This is a genomic window from Streptomyces sp. NPDC058665, from assembly GCF_042714995.1.
In the GTDB taxonomy this organism is placed as follows: domain Bacteria; phylum Actinomycetota; class Actinomycetes; order Streptomycetales; family Streptomycetaceae; genus Streptomyces.
The window spans coordinates 20,060-41,576 of sequence record NZ_JBHXRX010000066.1 but is presented as its reverse complement, the minus strand read 5'-3'; the positions used below and the strand labels follow the sequence as shown (position 1 = coordinate 41,576).

10 protein-coding genes and 1 pseudogene are annotated in these 21,517 nt (G+C 69.9%); 5 read left to right on the top strand and 6 right to left on the bottom strand.

The genetic code is table 11. From position 1 onward, the window contains the following. The 6 genes and pseudogenes from ACFWV8_RS31675 to ACFWV8_RS31650 all read right to left on the bottom strand — a co-directional run. On the bottom strand, nucleotides 1–473 hold a 473-nt coding region (locus tag ACFWV8_RS31675; RefSeq protein ID WP_384211908.1), incomplete at its 3' end, for a transposase. A 282-nt stretch (nucleotides 474–755) separates the two neighbouring features. Further along, nucleotides 756–1,232: a flavin reductase family protein gene (locus ACFWV8_RS31670; protein ID WP_384211901.1), complete on the bottom strand. Its 477-nt coding sequence runs from the start codon at nucleotides 1,230–1,232 to the stop codon at nucleotides 756–758. A 639-nt stretch (nucleotides 1,233–1,871) separates the two neighbouring features. Next, a complete protein-coding gene (locus ACFWV8_RS31665) occupies nucleotides 1,872–2,219 on the bottom strand; it encodes a hypothetical protein (protein WP_384211915.1) in 348 nt (115 codons plus the stop codon). Nucleotides 2,220–2,298: 79 nt separating this feature from the next. Then, nucleotides 2,299–3,225: pseudogene (locus ACFWV8_RS31660) on the bottom strand (polyketide synthase); the annotation flags it as partial. A gap of 68 nt (nucleotides 3,226–3,293) precedes the next feature. Beyond that, entirely contained in the window at nucleotides 3,294–4,610 is a 1,317-nt protein-coding gene (locus ACFWV8_RS31655) for an MFS transporter (RefSeq protein WP_384211895.1), read from the bottom strand. A gap of 162 nt (nucleotides 4,611–4,772) precedes the next feature. Continuing rightward, nucleotides 4,773–4,928 (bottom strand): hypothetical protein, encoded by a 156-nt coding sequence (locus ACFWV8_RS31650; protein WP_384211892.1) that lies wholly within the window; start codon nucleotides 4,926–4,928, stop codon nucleotides 4,773–4,775. Nucleotides 4,929–5,301: 373 nt separating this feature from the next. Between ACFWV8_RS31650 and ACFWV8_RS31645 the strand changes: the two genes are divergently transcribed. From ACFWV8_RS31645 to ACFWV8_RS31625, 5 genes are all read left to right on the top strand, one after another. Next, nucleotides 5,302–6,624 (top strand): MFS transporter, encoded by a 1,323-nt coding sequence (locus tag ACFWV8_RS31645; RefSeq protein WP_384211887.1) that lies wholly within the window; start codon nucleotides 5,302–5,304, stop codon nucleotides 6,622–6,624. After that, on the top strand, nucleotides 6,584–17,434 hold the full coding sequence (locus tag ACFWV8_RS31640; protein WP_384211884.1) for an amino acid adenylation domain-containing protein: 10,851 nt from the start codon (nucleotides 6,584–6,586) through the stop codon (nucleotides 17,432–17,434). The genes ACFWV8_RS31645 and ACFWV8_RS31640 overlap by 41 nt, the downstream gene beginning before the upstream one ends. A gap of 228 nt (nucleotides 17,435–17,662) precedes the next feature. Further along, nucleotides 17,663–18,352, top strand: a complete 690-nt coding sequence (locus ACFWV8_RS31635; protein WP_384211878.1) for a hypothetical protein — start codon at nucleotides 17,663–17,665, stop codon at nucleotides 18,350–18,352. Further along, entirely contained in the window at nucleotides 18,349–19,683 is a 1,335-nt protein-coding gene (locus ACFWV8_RS31630; protein WP_384211872.1) for a hypothetical protein, read from the top strand. The genes ACFWV8_RS31635 and ACFWV8_RS31630 overlap by 4 nt, the downstream gene beginning before the upstream one ends. Before the next feature lie 55 nt (nucleotides 19,684–19,738). After that, nucleotides 19,739–21,481: a B12-binding domain-containing radical SAM protein gene (locus ACFWV8_RS31625; protein WP_384211865.1), complete on the top strand. Its 1,743-nt coding sequence runs from the start codon at nucleotides 19,739–19,741 to the stop codon at nucleotides 21,479–21,481. Nucleotides 21,482–21,517 lie beyond the last annotated feature (36 nt).

The following is a 21,517-nucleotide window of genomic DNA, read 5'->3' as shown; positions in this document are numbered from 1 at the left end:
TGTTTCTCGGAGTGCGCGAGGACCAGCACCCCGTCGATGTCCACGATCACCTGGCCGCCAGCGGCCGGACTGCTTGCCCCGGCCAACTCCCAGACGCGCTCACGCACTTCGGAACGTGCGCCGCGGATCGCTGCAAGAGCTTTCGGGCCGGACGCGGCGAGCGCGTCGACGAGGCGGGGACCGGTCGGATCAGAGGCCACCGGGCCGAACACCGCCGGCTCGGCCCGCAGCATGCCGACGTCGGCCAGACAGTCGCCACCGAGTGCGACGGCCAGGGCTACATCCAGCAGGATCTTGCCCGGATCGTGCACGGCCCGCCGCTTGCGCCACGGCGCCAGCGCCGCGGATATCGCGGTGTCCAGGGCGGACCTGCGGACCGTCTCGACCAGCAGCACGGCCCCGGCCTGGGCAACAACTCCACGGCCGCCGCCCTCGACACGGACACGCGGGTACGACCCGCTACTCTTCTTCACCTGGAGAGTGCTTCTTTCCTTGCAGCTGACAGGACCCTCGACAAGTCCCATCGTTGCAGGTCAGCAGCACTCTCCATTTATTTGATCAAGACTCGGACAGACCCACTCGCGAAAGCGCGAGGTTAACCCTCACAAAGGTCGTGGCTCTTCTGAACCTGTCCGCCGGCCGCGTCGACCAGCTTTCCAAGGGGAAGTGATCCAGGGCCGGCAGGTATGCGCGAGGACGCTTCCTGCTCAGGTGCGGGTCGTCGCCGTCGCTCCGGAAGGACGAGGTGCTCCCGATCAGATGCTGGCCAGGCGCCGGAAGCGGCTGGCATGGAAGACGAGAGGGGACATGTCCGGTGCCGCGTTGAGACCGTGAACGCGCAGGAGCACGATGTCGTGGTCCCCGCACGGGACCTCGGCGTGGATCGTGCAGTCGAGCCACAGCGTGGCGCCGTCTACGAAGACAGCGCCGTCGTCGGAGGCGAACCAGCTCACGTCGGCGAAACGGTCGCCCCCCTTGGCTGCCAACCGAGAACAGATCTCGTCCTGACCTTCGGCCAGCACGCTCAACCCCAGTCGAGTCTGCTTCCGCAATTTTGGCCATGTTGTAGAGGTCTGCTGGAGGCATACCGACACGAGAGGAGGCTGCATCGACACGGTCGTGAACGAACTCGCGGCCAGTCCTATGGGCTCGCCCTCGCGGTATGCGCACACGGCGGCGATTCCGGATGGGAAACAACCGAAGGCCCGCCGCAGTTGTTCCGAAGCTGTCACCGGTTCTATACCTCTCACCGGAACTTCCTTCCGGTCCACGTCCAGGTCGTCCCAGCGAGCACAGCCGTTGTCCTCTGGATGTCGTCGGACGTCGCTTTGCGTGGTTGAACGGATCTACAACCCGTTGGAGCCGACAACCCAGGCAGGTTGGTCCTAGGTCCTGACGCTCGGAGTGCCTGCAGGCAATGGATGCCACCGTCGGCGTCGGTGAGGATCAAGGCGCCGGTGAGCCCCCAGCAGATCGTCTCCGCAGGAACGGGTGGCAAGTCCGCGACGCCACCAGGCAGGTAGTGCGACGCGGCTACCGTCACGGAGCCGTCGTGATGCTCGCCGCCGAGAAGAAGAAGGGGGCCGATGCCGTGATGGCCGACAGGCTGAAAGCGGTGAGCCTCTGCGATCCGGGTGACTTCTACAGACACGGTTGTGGCACTCGATTCTGCTGGGCGTCGGGGCGGCGCAGGTGCCGGTGGCGCCGACGGCAGGACAGGACTCGGCGGGGCCGCACCCGGACCTTCAGCGTGGCCCGGCGTGTTGACAGCGTCGCTCCCGATGGTTGCGGGCCCACATCTCGTCGCGCTCAACCCCCCCCATGTCGGTTCACCATTCGGATCCGGGTTTGCAATATTCAATCTCGGTCGCTCAGGCATCGCCTGCCAGCGCCTCGATGACGCCTTCGGTCAAAAGGTCGGCATACGCGACCGTCCATGCCTCGACCGTGGCGCGGTCCCACAGGTCGGTCGAGAACTCCACATAGCCGGAGAGCACATCGCCAGTGGGGATCAGCCCGAAGTTGAACTCCGAGCGCGCGCCGGAGACGGCCAGGTCCTCGACCGCCGTGGTCAGGCCCGGCAGTTCGATGTCCGTCTCCAGCGAGTTCTGGTACTGGAAGCCGAGCGCCAGCTGGTCGGGGACCTCGGTGCCCTGCGCCGCCGTCAAGTCTGCCGCCACCGAACGGATCGGCGCCGCGTGGTCGATCGCCTCGACCACGCTGCGCGCCACCTGGTTCACCAGCGCGCCGGAACGCGGCGGTGGCGCCCTCGAACTCGATCGGATCGCCCTTGAACGTGCCCGTGCCGTGCGTTTCCAGATAGCCGATGCTGCCCGCGTCGACGCCGGCCCTGCGCAGGGCCCGCCGGATGGCGCCGCGCTGGCCGTGGGCGCTCGGCGCGGTGAACGCCCGCTTGTCCGCACCGTCGTTGTTGGCTCCCCAGCCGCGGATGACACCGTGGATGTGATCGCCGTCCGTGAGGGCCCGGTCGAGACGCTTGAGTACGACGGCCGCGACACCCGTGCCGCCGACGGTCCCGTCCGCGTCGGCGTCGAAAGGCCGCAGACGACCGCTCTTGGAGAGGATAGAACCCTTGACGTACTGGTAGCCGAGCACTTGTGGCGCATGTACGGCGGTTGCCCCCGCGACAGCGATGTCGCACTCGCCGTAGGCCACGGACTGCGCGGCCTGGTACACCGCCGTCAGTGAACCGGAGCACGCCGTCTGGACGTTGACGGCCGGGCCGGTCAGGCCGAGGCGGTAGGCGGCGCGGTTGGCGGTGAAGTTGCCGACGGTGACCTGTAGTCCCGCCACCCAGTCCGCCAGACCGTCGGGGAGGACGTTGTTCTGCAGATAGGTCTGGAAGGAGTACAGGCGGTAGCCGGTGCTGGCGTAGACGCCCACCTCATGGCCGCCGGTTTCCCCCGCACCGCCCGCGTACCCACCGTTCTCCAGGGCGTGGTGCACGCACTCCAGGAACAGCCGGTGCTGGGGGTCGGTGATACGAGCATCGTGGGCGCTCATCCCGAAGAAGCTCGCGTCGAATCCCGCGATGTCTTCGGGGACCCCGCTCGCGCCGACGAAATCGTCGGCGCGGTACTGCGCCCCGGTCAGGCCCGCCGCGGCCAGTTCGGCCTCGGTGAAGCGGCGGATACGGTCGGCACCCTCGTGAATGGTGCGCCAGAACTCCTCCGGGGTGTCCGAGCCGGGCAGCCGGAAGGACATCCCGATGACCGCCACGGGTTCGGGTGCGGGAATGCAACCAGGTGCGGGCACGGTTTCGGGGGCTGCGGTCATCGTGCCTCGACCTCTCTCTCCACCGGTGACATGTCCTGTGCTGCGGCGTCCCGCTGTACCGGGGGCCCGGTCTTGGTTCTCCGCCCGTGCCGCAGGAGGACGACGAAGAGTACGGCGCAGAGCACGATCGCCAGGCCGTGCAGCAGGCCCACGACGTGGATCGGGGAGTACCGGTCCAGAAGGGCGCCGCTGACCAGCATCCCGAGGCCGAAGCCGGTGTTCTCGACCGAGGCGGACAGGCCGAACAGTCGGCCCCGCTGCTCGTCGGGCGCCGCCTGAAGCCGGGTGACGTAGGCGATCTCGGTGAGGCCGTCGGCCATGCCCGCCACCAGGACGGCCGCGAGGGCGACGCCCGTGGGGAGCCCCGCGAAGACCACGATGAACGCGGCCGACATTACGCAGGCTCCGATCGAGAAGGCCCGCTCTCCCGGCTCCCGGCTCCCGCCGCCTCCCGCCCAGCGCCCGCCCAGCTGCTGCATGACGATGTTGCCGACGGCCCAGGTGGCCCAGAACTGGCTGACGAATATGGCCGGATGGGACGGGTCGAGCGCGCTGGAGTGGACCGGCAGGGCCACGTTGTGCGACGAGGACCCGAGGCCGTCGGCGGCCCTGATCAGTATCATGACCATGAGTACGGGGGCCGCCCGCAGCAGGACCAGCGAACCGGCCCGTCGCCTCCGCGCCCGCTTGGCGGCCTTGTCCGACGCAGCCCCGCCGTCGCCCTTGTCCTCCGTCTCGGGCTTCTCGGGCCGGGTGCGGAGCGGCAGCGAGAGCAGGACGCTTGCCGATACGGCGAACGAGGCGGCGTCGAGAGAGATGGCGGCGATGTACCCCAGTTGCGCGACCACCACACCCGCGGTGGCGAACCCGGCGATCATCGCCAGCGAACGCCCGGTCGCGAGCAGCGAGTTGGCGCGAAGCCGCAGGTCGGGGCCGACGATCTCCGGGATGCTGTTGCGGAGGGAGACGCTCGACAGGGTCGAGCAGAAACCGGTCACGACGGCCAGCACGTACAGAAGCCCCGCGCGTCCGCCGTCAGGAGCGATCAGGAGCACCACCGTGGCGGTGCACTGGGTGAGATCGGCGCCGACCATCAGCTTCTTGCGGTCGTACACCGAGACCAGCCTTCCGCTCACGAAGCCGGACATGACGCTGGTCAACAGGCGGACGGCCATGAAGACACCGGCGGCCAGCGCGCTGTCGGTCACGTCGTAGATGAAGACGTTGAGAGCGACCATGTTGAGATAACTGCCGTACGCCGAAATGGCGTTGCCCAGCACCAGCAGGCGAAAGTGGCTCCTGATCAACCGCATTGCGTCACTCACTGTTGAGCGGCTACGCCGAGCCGCGACGGCCGTCGCTCGCACACGGCTCGAAGGGCGTCCACGGCCCTTCGGACCGGTGACGCGACGCACCCGGCTCGCCAACGGCAGGTGTCCGGCCTTTCTACGACACGCTCCGACCGACGACCGCTATTACGCGGGCCCCTCGCCGGATGCCGCCGCGTGCCGGGGGAGGCAGGAGTGCTCGCCGGTCACCGGCCACGCCAACTGGGCCTTCCCCCGGACGGTCGCGGCGAGCACTCCCGAGAAGATGGCGACGGCGAAGCTGGTTCGTGTGTTTGCGCGCATGAGTTTTCCCATCGGTTCAAGTGCTGGTCCCCGCATCGCCAATGGTGTCCGCGCGGATTCCCGATCCAGTCCCGTCTCATTACTGCTCGTCTTGAGGGCGCGTCAGGTCCGATCCGGCTCACCGTGGACCATCACGTTCCGATGTCGCCCCGCCCCGGAGCGGGCATCAGCTGTACTCGGTGGTGAGCGGTAACGAAACCGGAGGGGATCGGGATGCCGCGCGGACACCATTGGCGATGCGGGGACCAGCACTTGAACCGATGGGAAAACTCATGCGCGCAAACACACGGACCAATTGGTCTCCGTCGTCGTCAGGGCGCTGGGCGTAGAGCGGATCAGCAGCGGGCCGGCACCAATCATGCGAAAAGAAGGCGTGGCAGGGCGCCTCGACTGGCGGTTCCGCGTTTTCGCGGCCGCCCACGCCGCCTCCGCCTACGGCAACTACCTGAATCTGATCGCCCTGAGCCTGTTCTCCTACGAGGTCACCGGCACGGCGTTCGGTGTCGGCGTGGTGATGGCGCTGCGGCTGTTCTCCGGTTTCGTCGCGGGTCTCATGGCGGAGGCGCTGCTGACGCGGATGACTCGAAAATCCGTCATGATCTGCGCCGACCTGTCCCAGGGCGCCGTCTTGGCTGTTCTGGCGGTCTGCGCCGAGCGCGGACCGCTGTGGCTGCTCGCCGCGGCGGCGATGGTGCTGGGCGCCGGAAACACGCTTTTCACCGTGGCCCTGCGCAGCGCGGTTCCGGTCATGGTCGGCCTGGACACCCGTGCCCAGGGGAACGGGCTGCTGGTCGTGGCACGGTCGCTGGCCATGCTGCTCGGATTCGCCTCGGCGGCTCCCCTCATCGGGTTCGGCGGGTACGCGCTCGCGTACGCACTCAACGCGGCGAGTTTCGCCGTGTCCGGCGCGGCACTGCTGGCGCTCAGACTGCGGACCGAGGACGGGGCGAGTACGCACGACGATCCGGGTGAGGCCCACTCGGCGGGTACGGAGGACGGGCAGCGGGCCGTGCGGAAGCGCGGCGTACATCCGTGGCGTGCCGCGAGTGCCCTGCCCTCCCTGTTGCTCGGAATGGTCCTGCTCAGAGCGGTCGACGCCCTGGCCTCCTCCTCGCACAACGTGGCCCTGCCGGTGGTCGCACACGACGTCGGCGGGGCCCAACCCGCGGTGTACATGGCCCGGTTCTGGGCCGCGTGGGCGGCAGGCGCCGTCCTCTCCCATCTGGTGCTCCGCCGACGGCGGGGCGAAGGGTTCTGGAACGAGCGCGGGTTCGCCGTCGGTACCTGCGTCATGGCGCTCTCGTTCGTCGCGGCGTTCCTGGGTCTGCCCGCGATGGCACTCATCGCGGTGACCGCGGTGGCGGGGTTCGCGGACGGCTGGACCGAAATCGTCTACACATCACGCCTACAGGCTGCCGAGGGCCGGCAGCGCAGCCGGTTGTTCGGGCTGTCCGCCACGGCCGAGCAGATCGGCTTCGCGCTGGGCACGGTGGCCGCCTCGGCCGCGCTCGAGACGCTGCCCGCCCTGGCCGTCGTGGGTGCCTTCCACGGCCTGGCCGTGTGCGGGGCACTGGCGTTCTTGCTGTTCATCTCCGGTCGGCGCGGCACAGCGCGGCAGCGGTCGTCCACGAGTACAAGAGAGGGAGAAGACTTCAATGAAGCGAATACAGGGGAAAGCGCTCTGCCGGGGCCCTGAGCCGGAGCGCACCGAGAGCGATCCACGCGACGCCGTGCAGGCGCTGCTGAGAGCAGCGCGGTCCACTTCCGGTGGGGCTGTCGTGAGCGTCGCCGCCGACGGCACGACGACCTCGCAGTCCTATCCCGAACTGCTGGATAGCGCACGGCGGTTGCTCACCGGATTGCGCGCACACGGACTGCGCCCCGGCGACGCGGTGCTGCTGTGCGGGCTGCCTCTGGCCGAGTTCTTCCCGGTCTTCTGGGCCTGTGTGCTCGGCGGCGCGTGGCCGGCGGCCATCGCGGAGCCCCCCGTGCCGGGTTCCCCGGCCTTCGAACGCCTCTCGCACGCCAATCGGCTGCTGGAGCGGCCCCTGGTGGTCAGCGACGTGGCCGGCGCGGCGGCGCTCGCCCAAGCCGCCCCCGATGTGCGCCTCGTGGTCGCTCGGGACTGCCTGGAAGCGGAGCCGGCCGACGACATCGTCGAGCCGCGCGAGTCCGACACCGCCCTGCTGATGCTCTCCTCCGGCAGCACCGGTGTGCCCAAGGCCGCGCGGCTGACGCACGAGGGCCTGGCGGATTTCGCGGCGAGTTCCCGGCGCGTCCTGGACGTGTCTTCGGACGACACCACGGTCAACTGGCTGCCACTTGACCACAGCGGCGCCTTTCTCCTGTTCCATCTGCTCGGAGTCTTCACCGGCGGCACCAACGTCCACGTCCCGACCGAGGTGGTCCTGGCCGACCCCCTGCGCTGGCTCGACCTTCTCCATGAGCACCGGGCACAGTTCGGGTGGGCCCCGACCTTCGGGTATCAACTCGTCGCGGACGCGCTTGCCGAGCCGGCGGACCGGGACCGGCCGTGGGACCTCGGCGGTCTCAAGGCGTTGCTCTGCGGAGGCGAGCGGGTGGCGCTGCCGACGCTGCGACGTTTCCTCGACGCGACGGCCCCGTACGGCGTCCGTGAGGGGCACATCGTCCCGGCGTGGGGCATGGCGGAAACCGTCACCGCCGTCGCCTACGGCCGGCTCGACCGGCCGGGCACCGTGCACCGCCTGCTCAAGAGCAGCCTGGGCGGGGAGTTGGCGCGGGCCGACGAGCGGACCCCGGACGAGCGCTGCGTCACCTTCGTCGCCTCCGGCTCTCCCGCGCACGGTGTCACCCTGCGTGTCGTGGACGACAGCGGTGAACTCGCGTCCGACGGCAGGATCGGCCTGCTCCAGGTTCACTCGCCCTCGCGCCTGACCCCCGGCTACGTCAACGACCCGGAGGCGGACGCCGTAGCCTTCCCCGTCGGGAGGGACTGGCTGGACACGGGCGATCTCGCCTTCCTCGACGGCGGCCAGGTCGTCATCACCGGCCGCAGCAAGGACGTGATCATCCTCAACGGGCACAACGTCTACTGCCACGAGGTCGAGGAGGCCGCCACAGCCGTACGCGGCGTCCGGCAGGGTGAGGTGGCCGCCTGCGGCATCCCGCACCCGGACCGGGCCACTGAGGAGCTGGCCTTGTTCTTCGTCAGCCGCGGCGCGGCCGAGGACGAAAGGATCGCGCAGGAGGTGAGGGCTGCGCTGTTCACGCGGCTCAGACTCACCGCCGCTAATGTCCTGCCCGTCCCGCACGAGGAGTTCCCGAGGACACCCGCGGGGAAGGTGCGCCGCGCCGAGCTGCGGGAGCGTCTGATCGGCGCCGGCCTCGCCGCGGCCTCCGGGCCAGCCCCGGCTCCCGCCCCGGAGCCGCCCCCAGGCGCGAAAGTGGACCCCGGCGCGAAGGTGGACCCGATCGCGGCGACACGGGTGGTGCGGGAGGAACTCGACGCCATGTTGGGGCGTCCGGTGGACGCGGACTCGCCGTTCTACGAACTCGGTCTGACGTCCGTGCTGATCGTGCAGCTGCGGACGCGGCTGGAGAAGCGGCTCGGGGTCCGGATCACCGCGACCGCGCTTTTCGAGTACCCGACCGCCACCGCGCTCGCCGCGCACTTGTCCGACGGCGCGGCGACGCGGCCCGGACCGGAAGCCGTCCCCACTGTCCCGGTCGACCGGGCCGATCAACGCGTCGCGGTCGTCGGACTGGCGCTGCGCTTCCCGGGCGCCGACTCGGCGGACGGTTTCTGGGCCAATCTGCGAGACGGCGTGGACGGTCTGCGGGTCTTCGGCGAGGAGGAACTCGCGGAAGCGGGCCTCACTTCCAGGCAGCGACGTGCTTCCGATCTCGTACCCGTTGCCGGAATCCTCGACGGTGTCGAGGAGTTCGACGCGGACTTCTTCGGCATGAGCCCCAGAGAGACCGAACTCACCCACCCCGCGCACCGGCTGTTCCTGGAATGCTGCCACCAGGCCCTGGAGGAGGGCGGCTACGCGGCCACCGCGCAGGACACCAGGGTCGGGGTGTTCGCGGGGTCGGGCATGAATCTCTACGGCCACCAGCAGCCGTCGGTGACGGGGGTCCCGTACGGGACGGACTCCGCGACCGGTATGCAGACGGCCATCGGCCGGCAGCCCGACTTCCTCGCCAGCCGGGTCGCCTACAAGCTCGGCCTCACGGGCCCTGCCATCGGTGTGCAGACAGCCTGCTCCACGTCGCTGGTCGCCGTGCACCTCGCCGTCCAGGCGCTACTCAGCGGCGAGACGGACCTGGCGCTCGCGGGTGCCGCGGCCGTACACCTGCCGCAGCTGACCGGCTACCGCAGTGAGCCCGGGTCGATCCTGTCGCCCACCGGACGCCTCCGGGCCTTCGACGCCGAGGCCGACGGCACCGTCGGCGGCAACGGGGTGGCCGCCGTCCTGCTCAAGCGGCTCGACCGGGCACTGGCCGACGGCGACACCGTGCACGCGACGATCCTGGGTTCCGCGGTGAACAACGACGGCGCCGCGAAGGTGGGCTTCGGCGCCCCCGGGGTCCAGGGACAGGTCGACGTCGTGCGCCAGGCTCTGCGCCGAGCTGACGTTCCCGCGGAAACGGTCTCGTACGTGGAGGCGCACGGTACCGGCACGCCGCTCGGCGACCCGGTGGAACTGGAGGCGCTCGGCAGGGCGCTGGGCGAGGGCACCGGGCTTACCGGGTTCTGCGCGGTCGGTTCCGTGAAACCGGCCATCGGCCACCTCGACAGCTGTGCCGGCAGGGCCGGGCTGATCAAGGTGATCCTGATGCTGCGCCACCGCACCCTGGTGCCGACACTGCACCTGACCCGGCCCAACCCGGAACTGCGCCTGGAAGGCGGCCCGCTGACCCTGGCCACCGAGCTGCGGCCGTGGAGGGTGCCGGACGGCGTGCCCCGCCGGGCCGGCGTCAGCGCGCTCGGTGTCGGCGGGACCAATGCCCACGTCGTGCTTCAGGAGGCGCCGCCCGTGGTTCCCGAGCCTGATGGCGAACTGCCCGTACTCGTACCGGTGTCGGCCCGCGATCCGCAGGCCCTCGCCGAGATCACCGCACAGCTCGGCGCGCGGCTCCGGGACCGGCAGGACCTCTCGGCCGCCGATGTGGCTGCCACTCTGGCCCTCGGTAGGCCGCACCACACGGCACGCACGGCGGCCGTCGGCCGCACCGCCGGGGACCTGGCACGCGCGTTGGACAACCCGGCGCCGCCCGGACCATCCGCTCCCCCCGGGCCGCTCGTCTTCGCATTCCCCGGACAGGGCACCGCCCATCGGGGCATGGCGAGCGGGCTGTACGCCGCCTCTCCCGCCGCCCGGCGGGTGCTCGACCGGTGCGAGGAGATCTACGCGGGCGAACTCGGCGACGGCTTGCTTCCGTTGCTGCTGGAGGGCGCCGACGCCGAGGACGAGGTCTGGCCGACCGAGACGGCCCAGGCGGTCCTTTTCGCCCACCAGGCAGCGCTCACGGAGGTGTGGCGCGCCGCCGGGATCGTGCCCGCGCTCCTGCTGGGCCACAGCATCGGCGAATACGCGGCGCTGTACGCCGCCGGGGCCCTCACACTCGAAGACGGGCTGCGGCTCGCTGCGTGGCGTGGGCACCTCATGCACACGGCCTGCCCGCCCGGCGGAATGCTCGCCGTCCGCGCCGATGTGGATACCGCACGGCGCGTCGCCCGGAGTGTCGGCGCCGAAGTCGCCGCCGTCAACGGCCCGAGCGCCCAGGTGATCTCCGGGTCGCCACAGGCCTTGGCGGAGGCGGGGCAGCTGCTTGACGGGGAAGGGCTGCGGTGGCGGGCGCTGTCCGTCGACCGGGCCTTCCACTCGGCCGCGGTCGATCCGGCGCTGCGTGAGTTCCGTGCCCTGGCGGAGAAGGTGCCATACCGGCCGCTGCGCATTCCGCTGGTGACGGTGGTCGACGGTGAAGTGCGCGGCGCAGGCTGGATGGTCGACGCGGACTACCTCTGCCGTCAGGCGCGGCAACCGGTCCGTTTCGACCTGGCCATGGGCGCCGCCGTCACGCAGGGGTGCGAGGACTTCGTGGAGATCGGTGCCGGGGGCACGCTCACGGGTCTCGGCAGGCACTGCGTACCGGCGAGCCACTGGTTGGCCGGGCAGGGCAGTGGCGAGGGACCGGACGCCCAGGTGCACGGGCTGCTCACCGCGCTGGGGTCGCTGTATCGCCGGGGAGCCGACCTGAACTGGGACGCGATCACCCGTGGCGGGGGCCGGGTACCGCTCCCGGGACACCCGCAGCGGCGGCAGCGGGTGGCGCTCGCCGTCGCACGAGTGCCCGAGCGGGAGGAGCACGGGCCCGCCGCTGCCGAGGAAGCCGACGCGCCCGGCGAACTGGTTGCGGCTGTAAGGGAGTTGACGGCCGACAAGCTGGGCACAGAGGTGGAGCGGGTCGAACCCGACAGCTCGTTCTTCGAGCTGGGTGCGGACTCGCTCTCCCTGATGGGCATGACGACGGATCTGGAACGGCGCTTCGGGGTCCGCGTTCCGGTTCGAGAACTTTTCGACTCGGCCGACACCCCGCGCAGGCTGGCCGAACGGCTGGCGCGGCTACGGGGTGACACGCTGACCGTGACGGAAGGGCCGACCGTGACGGAAGCGCCGAGAACGCAGGGGGAGCGGGAAACAACTACGTCTGTGGCACCCGTGGCACCCGTGGCACCCGTGTCGCAACCGGCCCACCGGACGACCGCGGCCTCCGCCGACCTCCATGACCTGTTCGGCCGACAACTCGACCTCATGGGCCAACTCGTCAGTCGGGTCGACGAGGTGATAACCAGTCAGTTGCAGCTCCTCGGGTCGTCCACCACCGGACCGCCGCCCGCGGCCACCGTCCCCGCCCCGCCGCCGGCCACCCTCCCCGTACCGGCGCCGCCCCTCGCAGCCCCCGTGCCCGCTCCCGTACACACGTCGTTCACACCCTCCACGGGCTGCGACTTCAGCTTGTACTTCTTCGGCGACTACCCCGACGGCGCCGACCACGACAAGTACGCGCTGATCACCGAGGCGTCGGAGTTCGCCGACCGGAACGGGTTCCACGCCCTGTGGTTCCCCGAGCGCCACTTCAATTCCTTCGGCGCGCTTTTCCCCAACCCCTCCGTCCTCGCCGCCGCGCTCGCGGCGCGGACGAGCCGGATCCGGCTGCACGCGGGCTCCGTCGTCCTGCCGCTGCACCACCCGGTCCGGGTTGCCGAGGAGTGGTCGGTCGTCGACAACCTCTCCCAGGGCCGGGCAGGCCTGTGCTTCGCGAGCGGCTGGCACGCCACCGACTTCTCGCTCGCCCCCCAGCACTACGGCCGGCACCAGGAGGTGATGTACGAGCAGCTGGCGACCGTGCGGCAGCTCTGGTCGGGCCGCCCGCTGGCCACGACGGCGGGCAACGGTGAACCCGTCGAGGTGCGGCTGCACCCGAGCCCCGTGCAACGAGAGCTCCCCATGTACGTGGCCATCGTCAGCAATCCGGACAGTTATCGCCGAGCCGCCGCCGAGGACCTGGGGGTGGTCACCAACCTGATGACGCAGACCGTCGAGCAACTGGCGGAGAACATCGCGCTGTACCGGCGAACCCGGGCCGAGCACGGCCTCGATCCGGCTGCCGGACGCGTCGTGGTGCTCGTGCACACTTACCTCGGCGAGGACGCGGAGCAGGCACGGGCCGAGGCATTCCGGCCCTTCGTGTCCTACCTGCGCTCCTCACTGTCCCTCTTCGACCAAATCACCAACAGCCTGGGCTTCGAAGTGGACCTGGAGAATACTCCGGCGGAGGACGTCGAATTCCTCCTCGGGCGTGCCTACGAGCGTTACTGCGCCTCGCGCGCCCTGATCGGGGACGAGCACTCGGTCAGCGAGACGAAGCGGCGGCTTGAGGCGGCCGGAGCGAACGAGATCGCCTGTTTCGTGGACTTCGGTGTGCCGAAGGAGAAGGTCCTGGCCGCACTGCCGGCGCTCGACCGGCTCCGGCGCCGTGGGCGGTCACAGGAAGTGGACGGGCCGGGGGGCCGGGGCGCGCCCGAACCGCAGCGGCTGCCGCTCACACCGGCACAGCGCCGTATCTGGTTCCTGGATCGGCTGCATCCCGGGACGAACATGTACCACGAGCCCAAGGCCATCCGCCTGGAAGGCCCTCTTGACGTGGACGCGCTCCGGTGGGCGTTGCAGCAGGTCACCGACCGGCATCCGGCCCTGCGTACCGTGTTCGGCGACCAGGAGGGAGTGCCGTACCAGGTAATACGCGAGCACGTACGATTCGACTGTCCGGTCGAGGACCACAGCACGGCCACGGAGGCCGAGGCCCTGCGTACGGCGCTCGACTCCGATGAGCACCGGGTCCCCGACCTGACCGCCGGGCCGCTGGTCACGGCGCGGCTGCTGCGCTTGTCGGCCGAACGGCACCTGGTCTTCCTGCTGGCCCACCACATCGTCTTCGACTCGGCCTCCACCGCGGTACTGGCCCGGGACCTCGCGGCCTACTACCGCGCCTGGACCCGAGCGGACGGCGAACCCGCTCTGCCACCCCTGCCCGGATTGCCGCCGGCCGAGCGGTCGGATGACGCCGAGCGCGCCCTCTCGCTCGATTTCTGGCGGCGGGAGCTGGCGGGCGCCCCCGATCTGACGCTGCCGACCGACCGGCCGCGCCCACCGGTCAGGTCGGGTGCGGGCGCGAGCCTCACCCACGCCCTGGACGCCGAACTCATCGGCAGGCTCAAGGCGTTCGCGACCAGCCACCGCGCCACCCTCTTCATGACGCTGACCAGCGCCATCGGTGCGGTGCTCGGCCGGTTCAGCGGGCAGCGGGACGTGGTGATCGGCACCGCGGTCGCCAGCCGCCCCGTCGGCGCCGAAGATCATGTCGGTCTGTTCCTGGACACCGTGCCACTGCGCCTGGACCTCACCGGTGACCCGGACTTCCCCACGCTGCTGCGCCGAGTACGCGACGGCAGCATGTCCGCGTACGAGCACCGCGGCGTCCCCTTCGACGAACTGGTCGGCGCGCTGAATCCGCCCCGCGACCCGGGCCGGGGCCCGCTGTTCCAGGTGATGGTGGAGTACGAGAACGAGGGCGGCGCCGACTTCGACCCGCCACGGCTGACGGCCACCCTGCTCGATGTGCCGAGCGACCGTGCCCCGTTCGACCTCAGCTTCTATCTGACGCACCACCCGGACGGCCTGCGGTTCATGGCCGAGTACGACACGGCACTCTTCGACGAGAGCAGTGTGCGTCGCCTCGTGGACTACATCGAGCAGGTGCTTCGCCGCGCCCTCGACGCCCCGGGCGCGCCCCTCACCGGACTGACCAGGCTCACCGCCACCGACAGGGCGTCCCTCGCCCGGCTGGGCCACCTGGACGAGTCGCCGCCCGCCACCGGGGACACCCTGCACGGCCTGTTCGAAGAACAGGTGCGGCGGACACCGGACGCCGTCGCACTGATCAGCGCCGAACAGGAAGTCTCTTACGGGGAACTGGACGCCCGCGCCGATCGGCTCGCCCGGCGGCTGCGCGCCAAGGGCGCGCGACGCGGCGCACGCGTGGCGGTACTGCTGCCGCGTGGCCCGCAGCTGATCACCGCGCTGCTGGGCGTGCTCAAGAGCGGGGCCGCGTACCTGCCTGTCGATCCGTCGGTGCCCACCGCCTCGCTCTCCGCGCTCCTCGACGACGGCGCACCCGTCCTGCTGCTGACCTGCGAGACCTCCCTGGCGCGGCACCCGGAGCCGGCGGCGCTTCCGCCCGTGCACCTGATGGACCACGAGGCGGACGACACGCTCCCGTCACAACCCCTGGAGGACGGAGCCGGGCCCGAGGACCCCGCGTACTGCATCCATACGTCGGGCTCCACCGGTCGCCCCAAGGGTGTCGTCGTACCGCACCGCGGCCCGGCGAACCTCGTTCGCCAGCACCTGCGACGGCACACCTCGCTGCGCACCCTCCAGTGGACCTCGCCGGCGTTCGATGTCAGTGTGCAGGAGATCTTCACCACGCTGGCCTCCGGCGCCGCGCTCGTCCTCATCGACGACGCGGTACGGCACGACCCCGCGGCCGTGGCCGAGGCGCTGCGCCGTCACGAGGTGCGGCGGATGTTCATTCCCTGCACGCCGCTGAAGTACCTGATCGAGGCCGGTCCCCGGCTCCCGTCCCTGCGCGAGGTGTTCTCGGCCGGCGACGCGCTCCAGCTCACCGACGTTTTCCGCCGCTTCCTCGCGGCGCACCCGCACTGTGCGCTGTACAACCAGTACGGCCCAACGGAGACCTCGGTCATCGTCACCTCCCACCGTGTCGACCCGGACCGCGAGGAGTGGCCGCCGATCGGCACACCCGTGCCGGGAGCCCGCATCATGCTGCGGGACGGCGCCTGTCAGGAGGTCCCGGTCGGCGCCGTCGGCGAGATCCACGTGGGCGGCGTCCCGGTCGCGCACGGCTACCACGCCCGGCCGGAGGAGACCGCCGCCGCCTTCATCGACGACGGTACGGGCGGGCTGCTGTACCGGACGGGCGACCTCGGGCGCTGGCGCACGGATGGCACCCTTCAGTACTGCGGGCGGGTCGACGACCAGGTCAAGATTCGCGGGCACCGGGTCGAACCGGGCGAGACTCAGGCGGCGTTGACCGCCTTGGCCGGTGTACGGGACGCGGCCGTCGTGCCCCGCCGCGACCGGCACGGCGACATGGAACTTGTCGCGCACGTGGTCGCCGCCGCACCGGCCGTGGACCTCCGCGAGCTGCGCACCGCGCTCTCCGCCCAGCTCCCCGACCACCTGATACCGCGACACTGGGTGCGTCTGGAGCGGCTCCCGGTGAACGCCTCCGGCAAGCTGGACCGGGGCGCCCTGCCGGCCCCCGCGCCCGACGACCAGTCCCCTTGTGGCGACGCCGGGCCCATAACGCCCCTGGAGAAGTCGCTGCACGAGCTGTGGTGCGAGGAACTCTCGCTGAGCGCGGCGGAGGTGACCCGTTCCTTCTTCGAGCTGGGCGGCCACTCCTTGAGCGCGATCCGGCTGGTGAACCGCATGGCCGTGGACCTCGATCTGGTCCTGCCCATGGCCGATTTCTTCCGCACTCCCTCTATCCGGGGCATCGCGGCACGGTTCGAACAGCCCGACACGGCGGCCTCGTTCCCGAGGACGATCGCCGGCGACGATGTGCAGGACACCGTGCCCATGACATCGGTACTCCGCAGGCTCTGGCGCCGCCACCACGAACGCGCCGACCCCGGCGTCTACAACGTCGCCCACCGTATCGACCTGCACGGCGACCTGGCCCCCGACGACCTCGGACACGCCCTGACGGACCTGGTGGCACGCCACGACGCGCTGCGCAGCAGGGCGGTACACCGCGGCGGTGAGTATCTCGTCGAGGTGCTCGCGCAGGTGCCCGTGGACCTGCCGGTCAGCGACCTGTCCGAACACGCCGGGGACGAGTCCCGGCTGGAGGACTGGTGCCTGGAGCACGCCTCCCGTCCGTTCGCGATCGACCGCGCACCGCTGTTCCGCTTCCGCCTGGCACGGCTCGGCCCGGACCGCTGGACATTGCTCATCGTCCTGCACCATGCGATCTGCGACGGCTGGTCGATGGGAATCGTCTGGCGTGAGCTCCAGGAGCTCTACAACGACCGCCGCGGTTCCGGCAGCCCGCTCCCACCGGCCTCCCAGCAGTTCACGGACTGCGCTCGCAAGGAACTAGGGCTCGATGACGGGCGCCGCGCGGAGCTGGAGCGGTTCTGGCGCACCGAACTCGAAGGAGTTCCACTCACGTTGGGCCTGCCCAATGACCATCCGCGGCCTCCTGTGCTGTCCGGCCGAGGGGCCCTGCACACCTGGTCCGTCGACAGCTCCCTGACCGACCCCGTCCACCGGGCCGCCGGCCAACTGGGCGTGACGCCGTACGCCGTGCTCGCTGCGGGATTCGCCGTCTGGGCCGCACGGCGCCGCGGTCGGCTCGCCGACCTCGTGCTCGCCGCCTCCAGCGCCAACCGGCTGCACCCCGAACACGCCGATGTGGTCGGACTGCTCGGGGACGCCGTACTGCTGCGGGCCCGGCTCGAGGAGGCCAGCACCTTCGCAGACCTGGCGCGGCAGCTCGGCGCCACGCTGTTCACAGCGCTCGACCACCAGGAACTTCCGCTGACCGACGTCGCCGAACTGGTGGCACCCGGTTCCTCGGACGGGCTGTTCCCCGATGTGCTGTTCACCGTTGTCACCACCGCGCCTCCCGCTCTGGACCTGCACGCGGTGTCGGCCACGGTGCGCGGGCTACCGACAGTGGGCGTCGCCCGCAACGAGCTGTACGTCGTCCTCGGCCCGCACGACGAAGGCATGACGATGACCTTCGAATACTCGACGGACCTGTTCGAGCGCTCCACGATCGAGGGTTGGGCCGGAGAGCTCACCAGGGTGCTGGAGGAGGCTGTACGAGACCCGCTGCACCCGCTGCCCGGTCTGCTGCGCCTGTGAGCGGACCGCGCCCGCCGCCGACCGGCGTCGGCGGCGGGCGCGGGTACGTGTTTCCGTAGTTTCCGGCTCGCGCCGGAACCGTAACCTCATATCTGTCCAGGGACGGCCGTCCATCGAAGGCCGGATCCCTCGTCGGCCTCGGGAAGAACCAGGCCGGTCGATTTCGAAGAGACCACGGATTACAGCGTGTCAGAACGCGTGGGAATCCCTACTACACGTGGAATCCGAATGACCCAGTTGATCGAGAGTTATGACGGGCTGCCGGGCCACCACCTGCTCACCGACTCGGGGATGGGCCGTGTCCGGGCCGGCACTGAGGCGGTGGGCAGGGTTCTTGACTCCGCCGCCGTCAAGCGAGTGCACCTCCCCGACATCCTCGCCTCCCAGGCGCTGGCCGACGCCCGCCCGTTGCTGAGCCCGGACGCCCGCGTCATCCCCGTCACGACCGCGTTCTCGGAGCAGGCGTGCGGCGCTCTGCCCATCGCGGGCATCTGCTTCCAGGCGCTGTCCGTACTGCGCGGCAGACAGTGGAGCCACCGCGACCTGCCCACTGGCTGCTACACGGTCGGCCCGGCATCACCGCCGGTCTCCGCCGGCCAGGAGGAGGACGTCGTCTGCGTCAGCGGCGTACTGCTCACCGAGACGCCGGCCGCCGCGGACGCCGTCATGGACGACACCGTGGGAAAGCTGTTGCCCGGACTGCGGCACGAGGACGGGCATTGGGGGCTCACCGCCCCCGCACGGATCTGGACACGGTCCGGCCGGGTGCTCGCCGTGGCACAGGGCGCCGACCAGTCCGCGCTGCCACCCCGCCTGCGGATCCGCTACGCCACCAGAGACTCCTCGCACGGCACGGCCACCGTGACCTTCTTCTACTTCTCCGAGCGGGCACTGCTCGAACTCGGAGGCGCGCTATGAGACTCGACAGCCACAACGTGTGGAGCGACCTGCGCGAGCAGTTGGAGCGGGCAAGCATCCTCGACACGCGGTATCCGATGTACGGGGCGAGCTCCTGGCAGGCCCACGGCACCGAGCTGTGCCTGCTGGTCGTGAACCACTTCCTCGACGAGTTCCGCGCGGCCGGCTACCGGGAGATCGGCCTGCCGTCCGTGGTGCCCCGGGACCTTCTGCGCCGACAGGCGCAGTCCATCAAGGACTTCGACAGCAGGCTCTACTTCTCCCGGAGCGACCAGGTCGTCGCCTCGACCATCGAAGCCCAGATCTGCCCCGTCTTCGCCGGGTGGCTGGACGCCGGTGAGGAGCCCCCACTCCGTGTGATGACCGTGCGCAGTGTCGCGCGCCACGAGACCAGCTCACTGCGTCCGCTGTGGAAGGAACGGGTGGTGTGGCCGTTCTTCGAGGCGCAGACGGCGTACGTGGGCGACGGCGCCGACGAGATCGACTTTCTGGTCACCGCTCCGCTGCGGATCTGCGCGGAGATCGGGCTCCCCGTCATGGCCGTCGAGCGGCTGCGTCTGGACCAGGGCGCCACCCAGTACGCCGACCGGCGCCTGGAACTGGTGGTGCTGATGCCCAACGGGCAGATCACCATCCTCACGTCGGTGTACGACCTCGGAGTCCGGTTCAGTGAACTGCTCGGCGTCAAGTACCGAGGCGCGCCGGTGCGGATGCTCAACTTCGCGTTCTCGGCACGCCTGATCCTGGCCGTGCTGGCCCACTCGCTGCGGCCCGACCGGCGGATGTACCACCCGCGACTGGCGCCGACCCAGGTGGCCGTCGTGCCGGAGCGGAAGGGCCTGGCCGACGCCGACCTGGAGCCGGTGCTGGCCACGCTTCGTGACCGGGGCATGCGCGCGAGCACCGTGGCGGACGGGCGGGGTGTCACCGACCGGCTCGCCCGGGCCAGGGACCTCGGGGCACCGGTCGCGCTGCGCCTGTCTCCCAATGGAACGGGCAGCGTCGTCCGGCCCGGCGTCGACGGGGGCGAGCCCTTCGGGAATCCGCGGGAGGCCGCCGATATAGCCGCGCTGTATCTCAAAGGCGTGGAGGAGGACTGGACACAGGACGCGACCCGGCTGCTGTCGGAGGCGCTGGCCTCCGGCGTAGTGGCGAAGTTGCCGGTCTGCGAGGCGACACGGTGCCGAGCGGACCTCGTCGAACGAGCGCGGCCGAACGACATCGCCGGGATCTGCTACGGCGAGCTGCACGACGAACAGCCGTGCGAGGGATGCGGTGTGCCGACCACCGGCCGGGCCCTGCGCGGAGTCAAGTACCAGGGCGACAAGTAGGAGGCAGTGAATGTACGCGGATCTGAGCACCAGGGACCTTGTCGAAGATCTGAAAGTGACGATCACGTCCTGGAGTCCCGAAGTCCTTCTGATCAACCCGGTCGAGGGCGCACCGGGCACACGGGGCAAGGAGTCGGCACCGGCTCGGTACGTCGATACCATCCCGCCGTCGTTCTTGTACGGGCTGTTCCACCACACCTTCCCGGCCGAGCCGACCTACTACACGATGCTGGCGGGGCAGACCCGGGCCGCCGGCCTGACCACCGAGCTGGTGGACGGATACTGCCACCGGCTCGACGAGAACGAGCTCACCCGTGTCGTGCAGATGTTTGACACGCCGATCTACTGCTTCGCGATCTTCCACAACACCATCGAACAGGCGCTTCGCATCGCCAAGGTGCTCAAGGAGCGCGATCCGGACGCCGTAATCGTCTTCGGCGGTGCGTACGCGTCCCCGCTCTGGAAGACCCTGGTGGCCCACGAACAGGTGGATTACGTCGTCGTCGGCGACGGCGAGATCTCCCTTGTCGAGCTGTGCAAGGCCATCCTGCGCGACGAGGGCGATCCGAAGAAGGTGCGTGGCATCGCGTGGGACGACGGCAAGAACGGACGGCTGACGCCTCCCGCGCCGATCATGGACCTCGACTCGCTGGCCTTCCCGGTGCGTGACCTGCTCCCCCTGATCCGCGAGTACGGCCACGGAGTCTCGATGTACTCCAGCCGAGGCTGCGGTTTCGCCAAGTGCTCCTTCTGCTACCTGCTGCCGTACCAGGCCGTCGCGCTCCAGCCGAAGTGGCGGGCACGCAGCGCGGAGAACGTCGTGGACGAGATGGAGTACCTGTACCGCGAGCACGGCGTGACCCGGGTCACCTTCGTCGACGAGGACTACTTCGGTGACAACGGGGAGAGCGGTGTCGGCCGGGCGTTGCGCATCGCCGAACTGCTCATCGAGCGCGGCATCAAGATGAACTACTACGTCAACTCCCTTGTGAAAAGCCTGGTCTTCCTGGCCAAGAAACAGGAGCCACTGGACCTGCTGGCACGGTCGGGTCTGGACACGGTCTTCGCGGGCTTCGAGTCCACGTCCACCAACCGGCTCAAGAGCTACACCAAGCCGCAGCGGCCCGAGCAGTACGGGCTGGTCATCAGCGAACTGGCCAAGCGGAACATCCGGATCAACCTCGGCATGATCACTTTCGATCCGACGATGTCGGTCGACGAGCTGAAGGCGAACGTCGAGCTGGCCGAGGAAATGCGCTACTACGACCTCTACTTCTTCACCAGGACACTGGTCGACTTCGAGCAGACACCGCTCGGCGCGAGCAACATGAGTCGTGAAGGCTACGACGACCTGCTCCAGATCTTCACCCGGCCCAGCTCGGAGCCCTCGAACGCGCTTCCGATGGCCGCCTCTCACGGCAGCATCAACTGGTACCAGGAAGTCGCCTCGCAGCACGAGTTCGTCGGAAAGCGATACGAGGACGCCAAGGTCGCGACGACGTTCCAAGCCATGCGGCTCTACGCGAGCCTGCTGTTCGACGTGGTGGCACCGCTGTGTGCCTCCGAGCGGGAGATCGTCCTCGCGCACCGTGACGCGATCATCGAGAACCACTTCGACGCCTTCTGGCGGTGTGTCACGTGGGCCGAACAACTCGACGAATTCCCCAGCCAGTTCGACATCGAGACATGGGTACTCAGCCAGCTTCCGCGGGTGCACGCCATCTTCGAGGGTGAGGCCGGGACGTTGGACTGGTTCAAGAGGCCGAAGGAGCTCGTCCCGGGGATGGGCTGGGCGTAGGGCCGCTCGCCATTCGGAAACAGCGGGTCCAGGGGA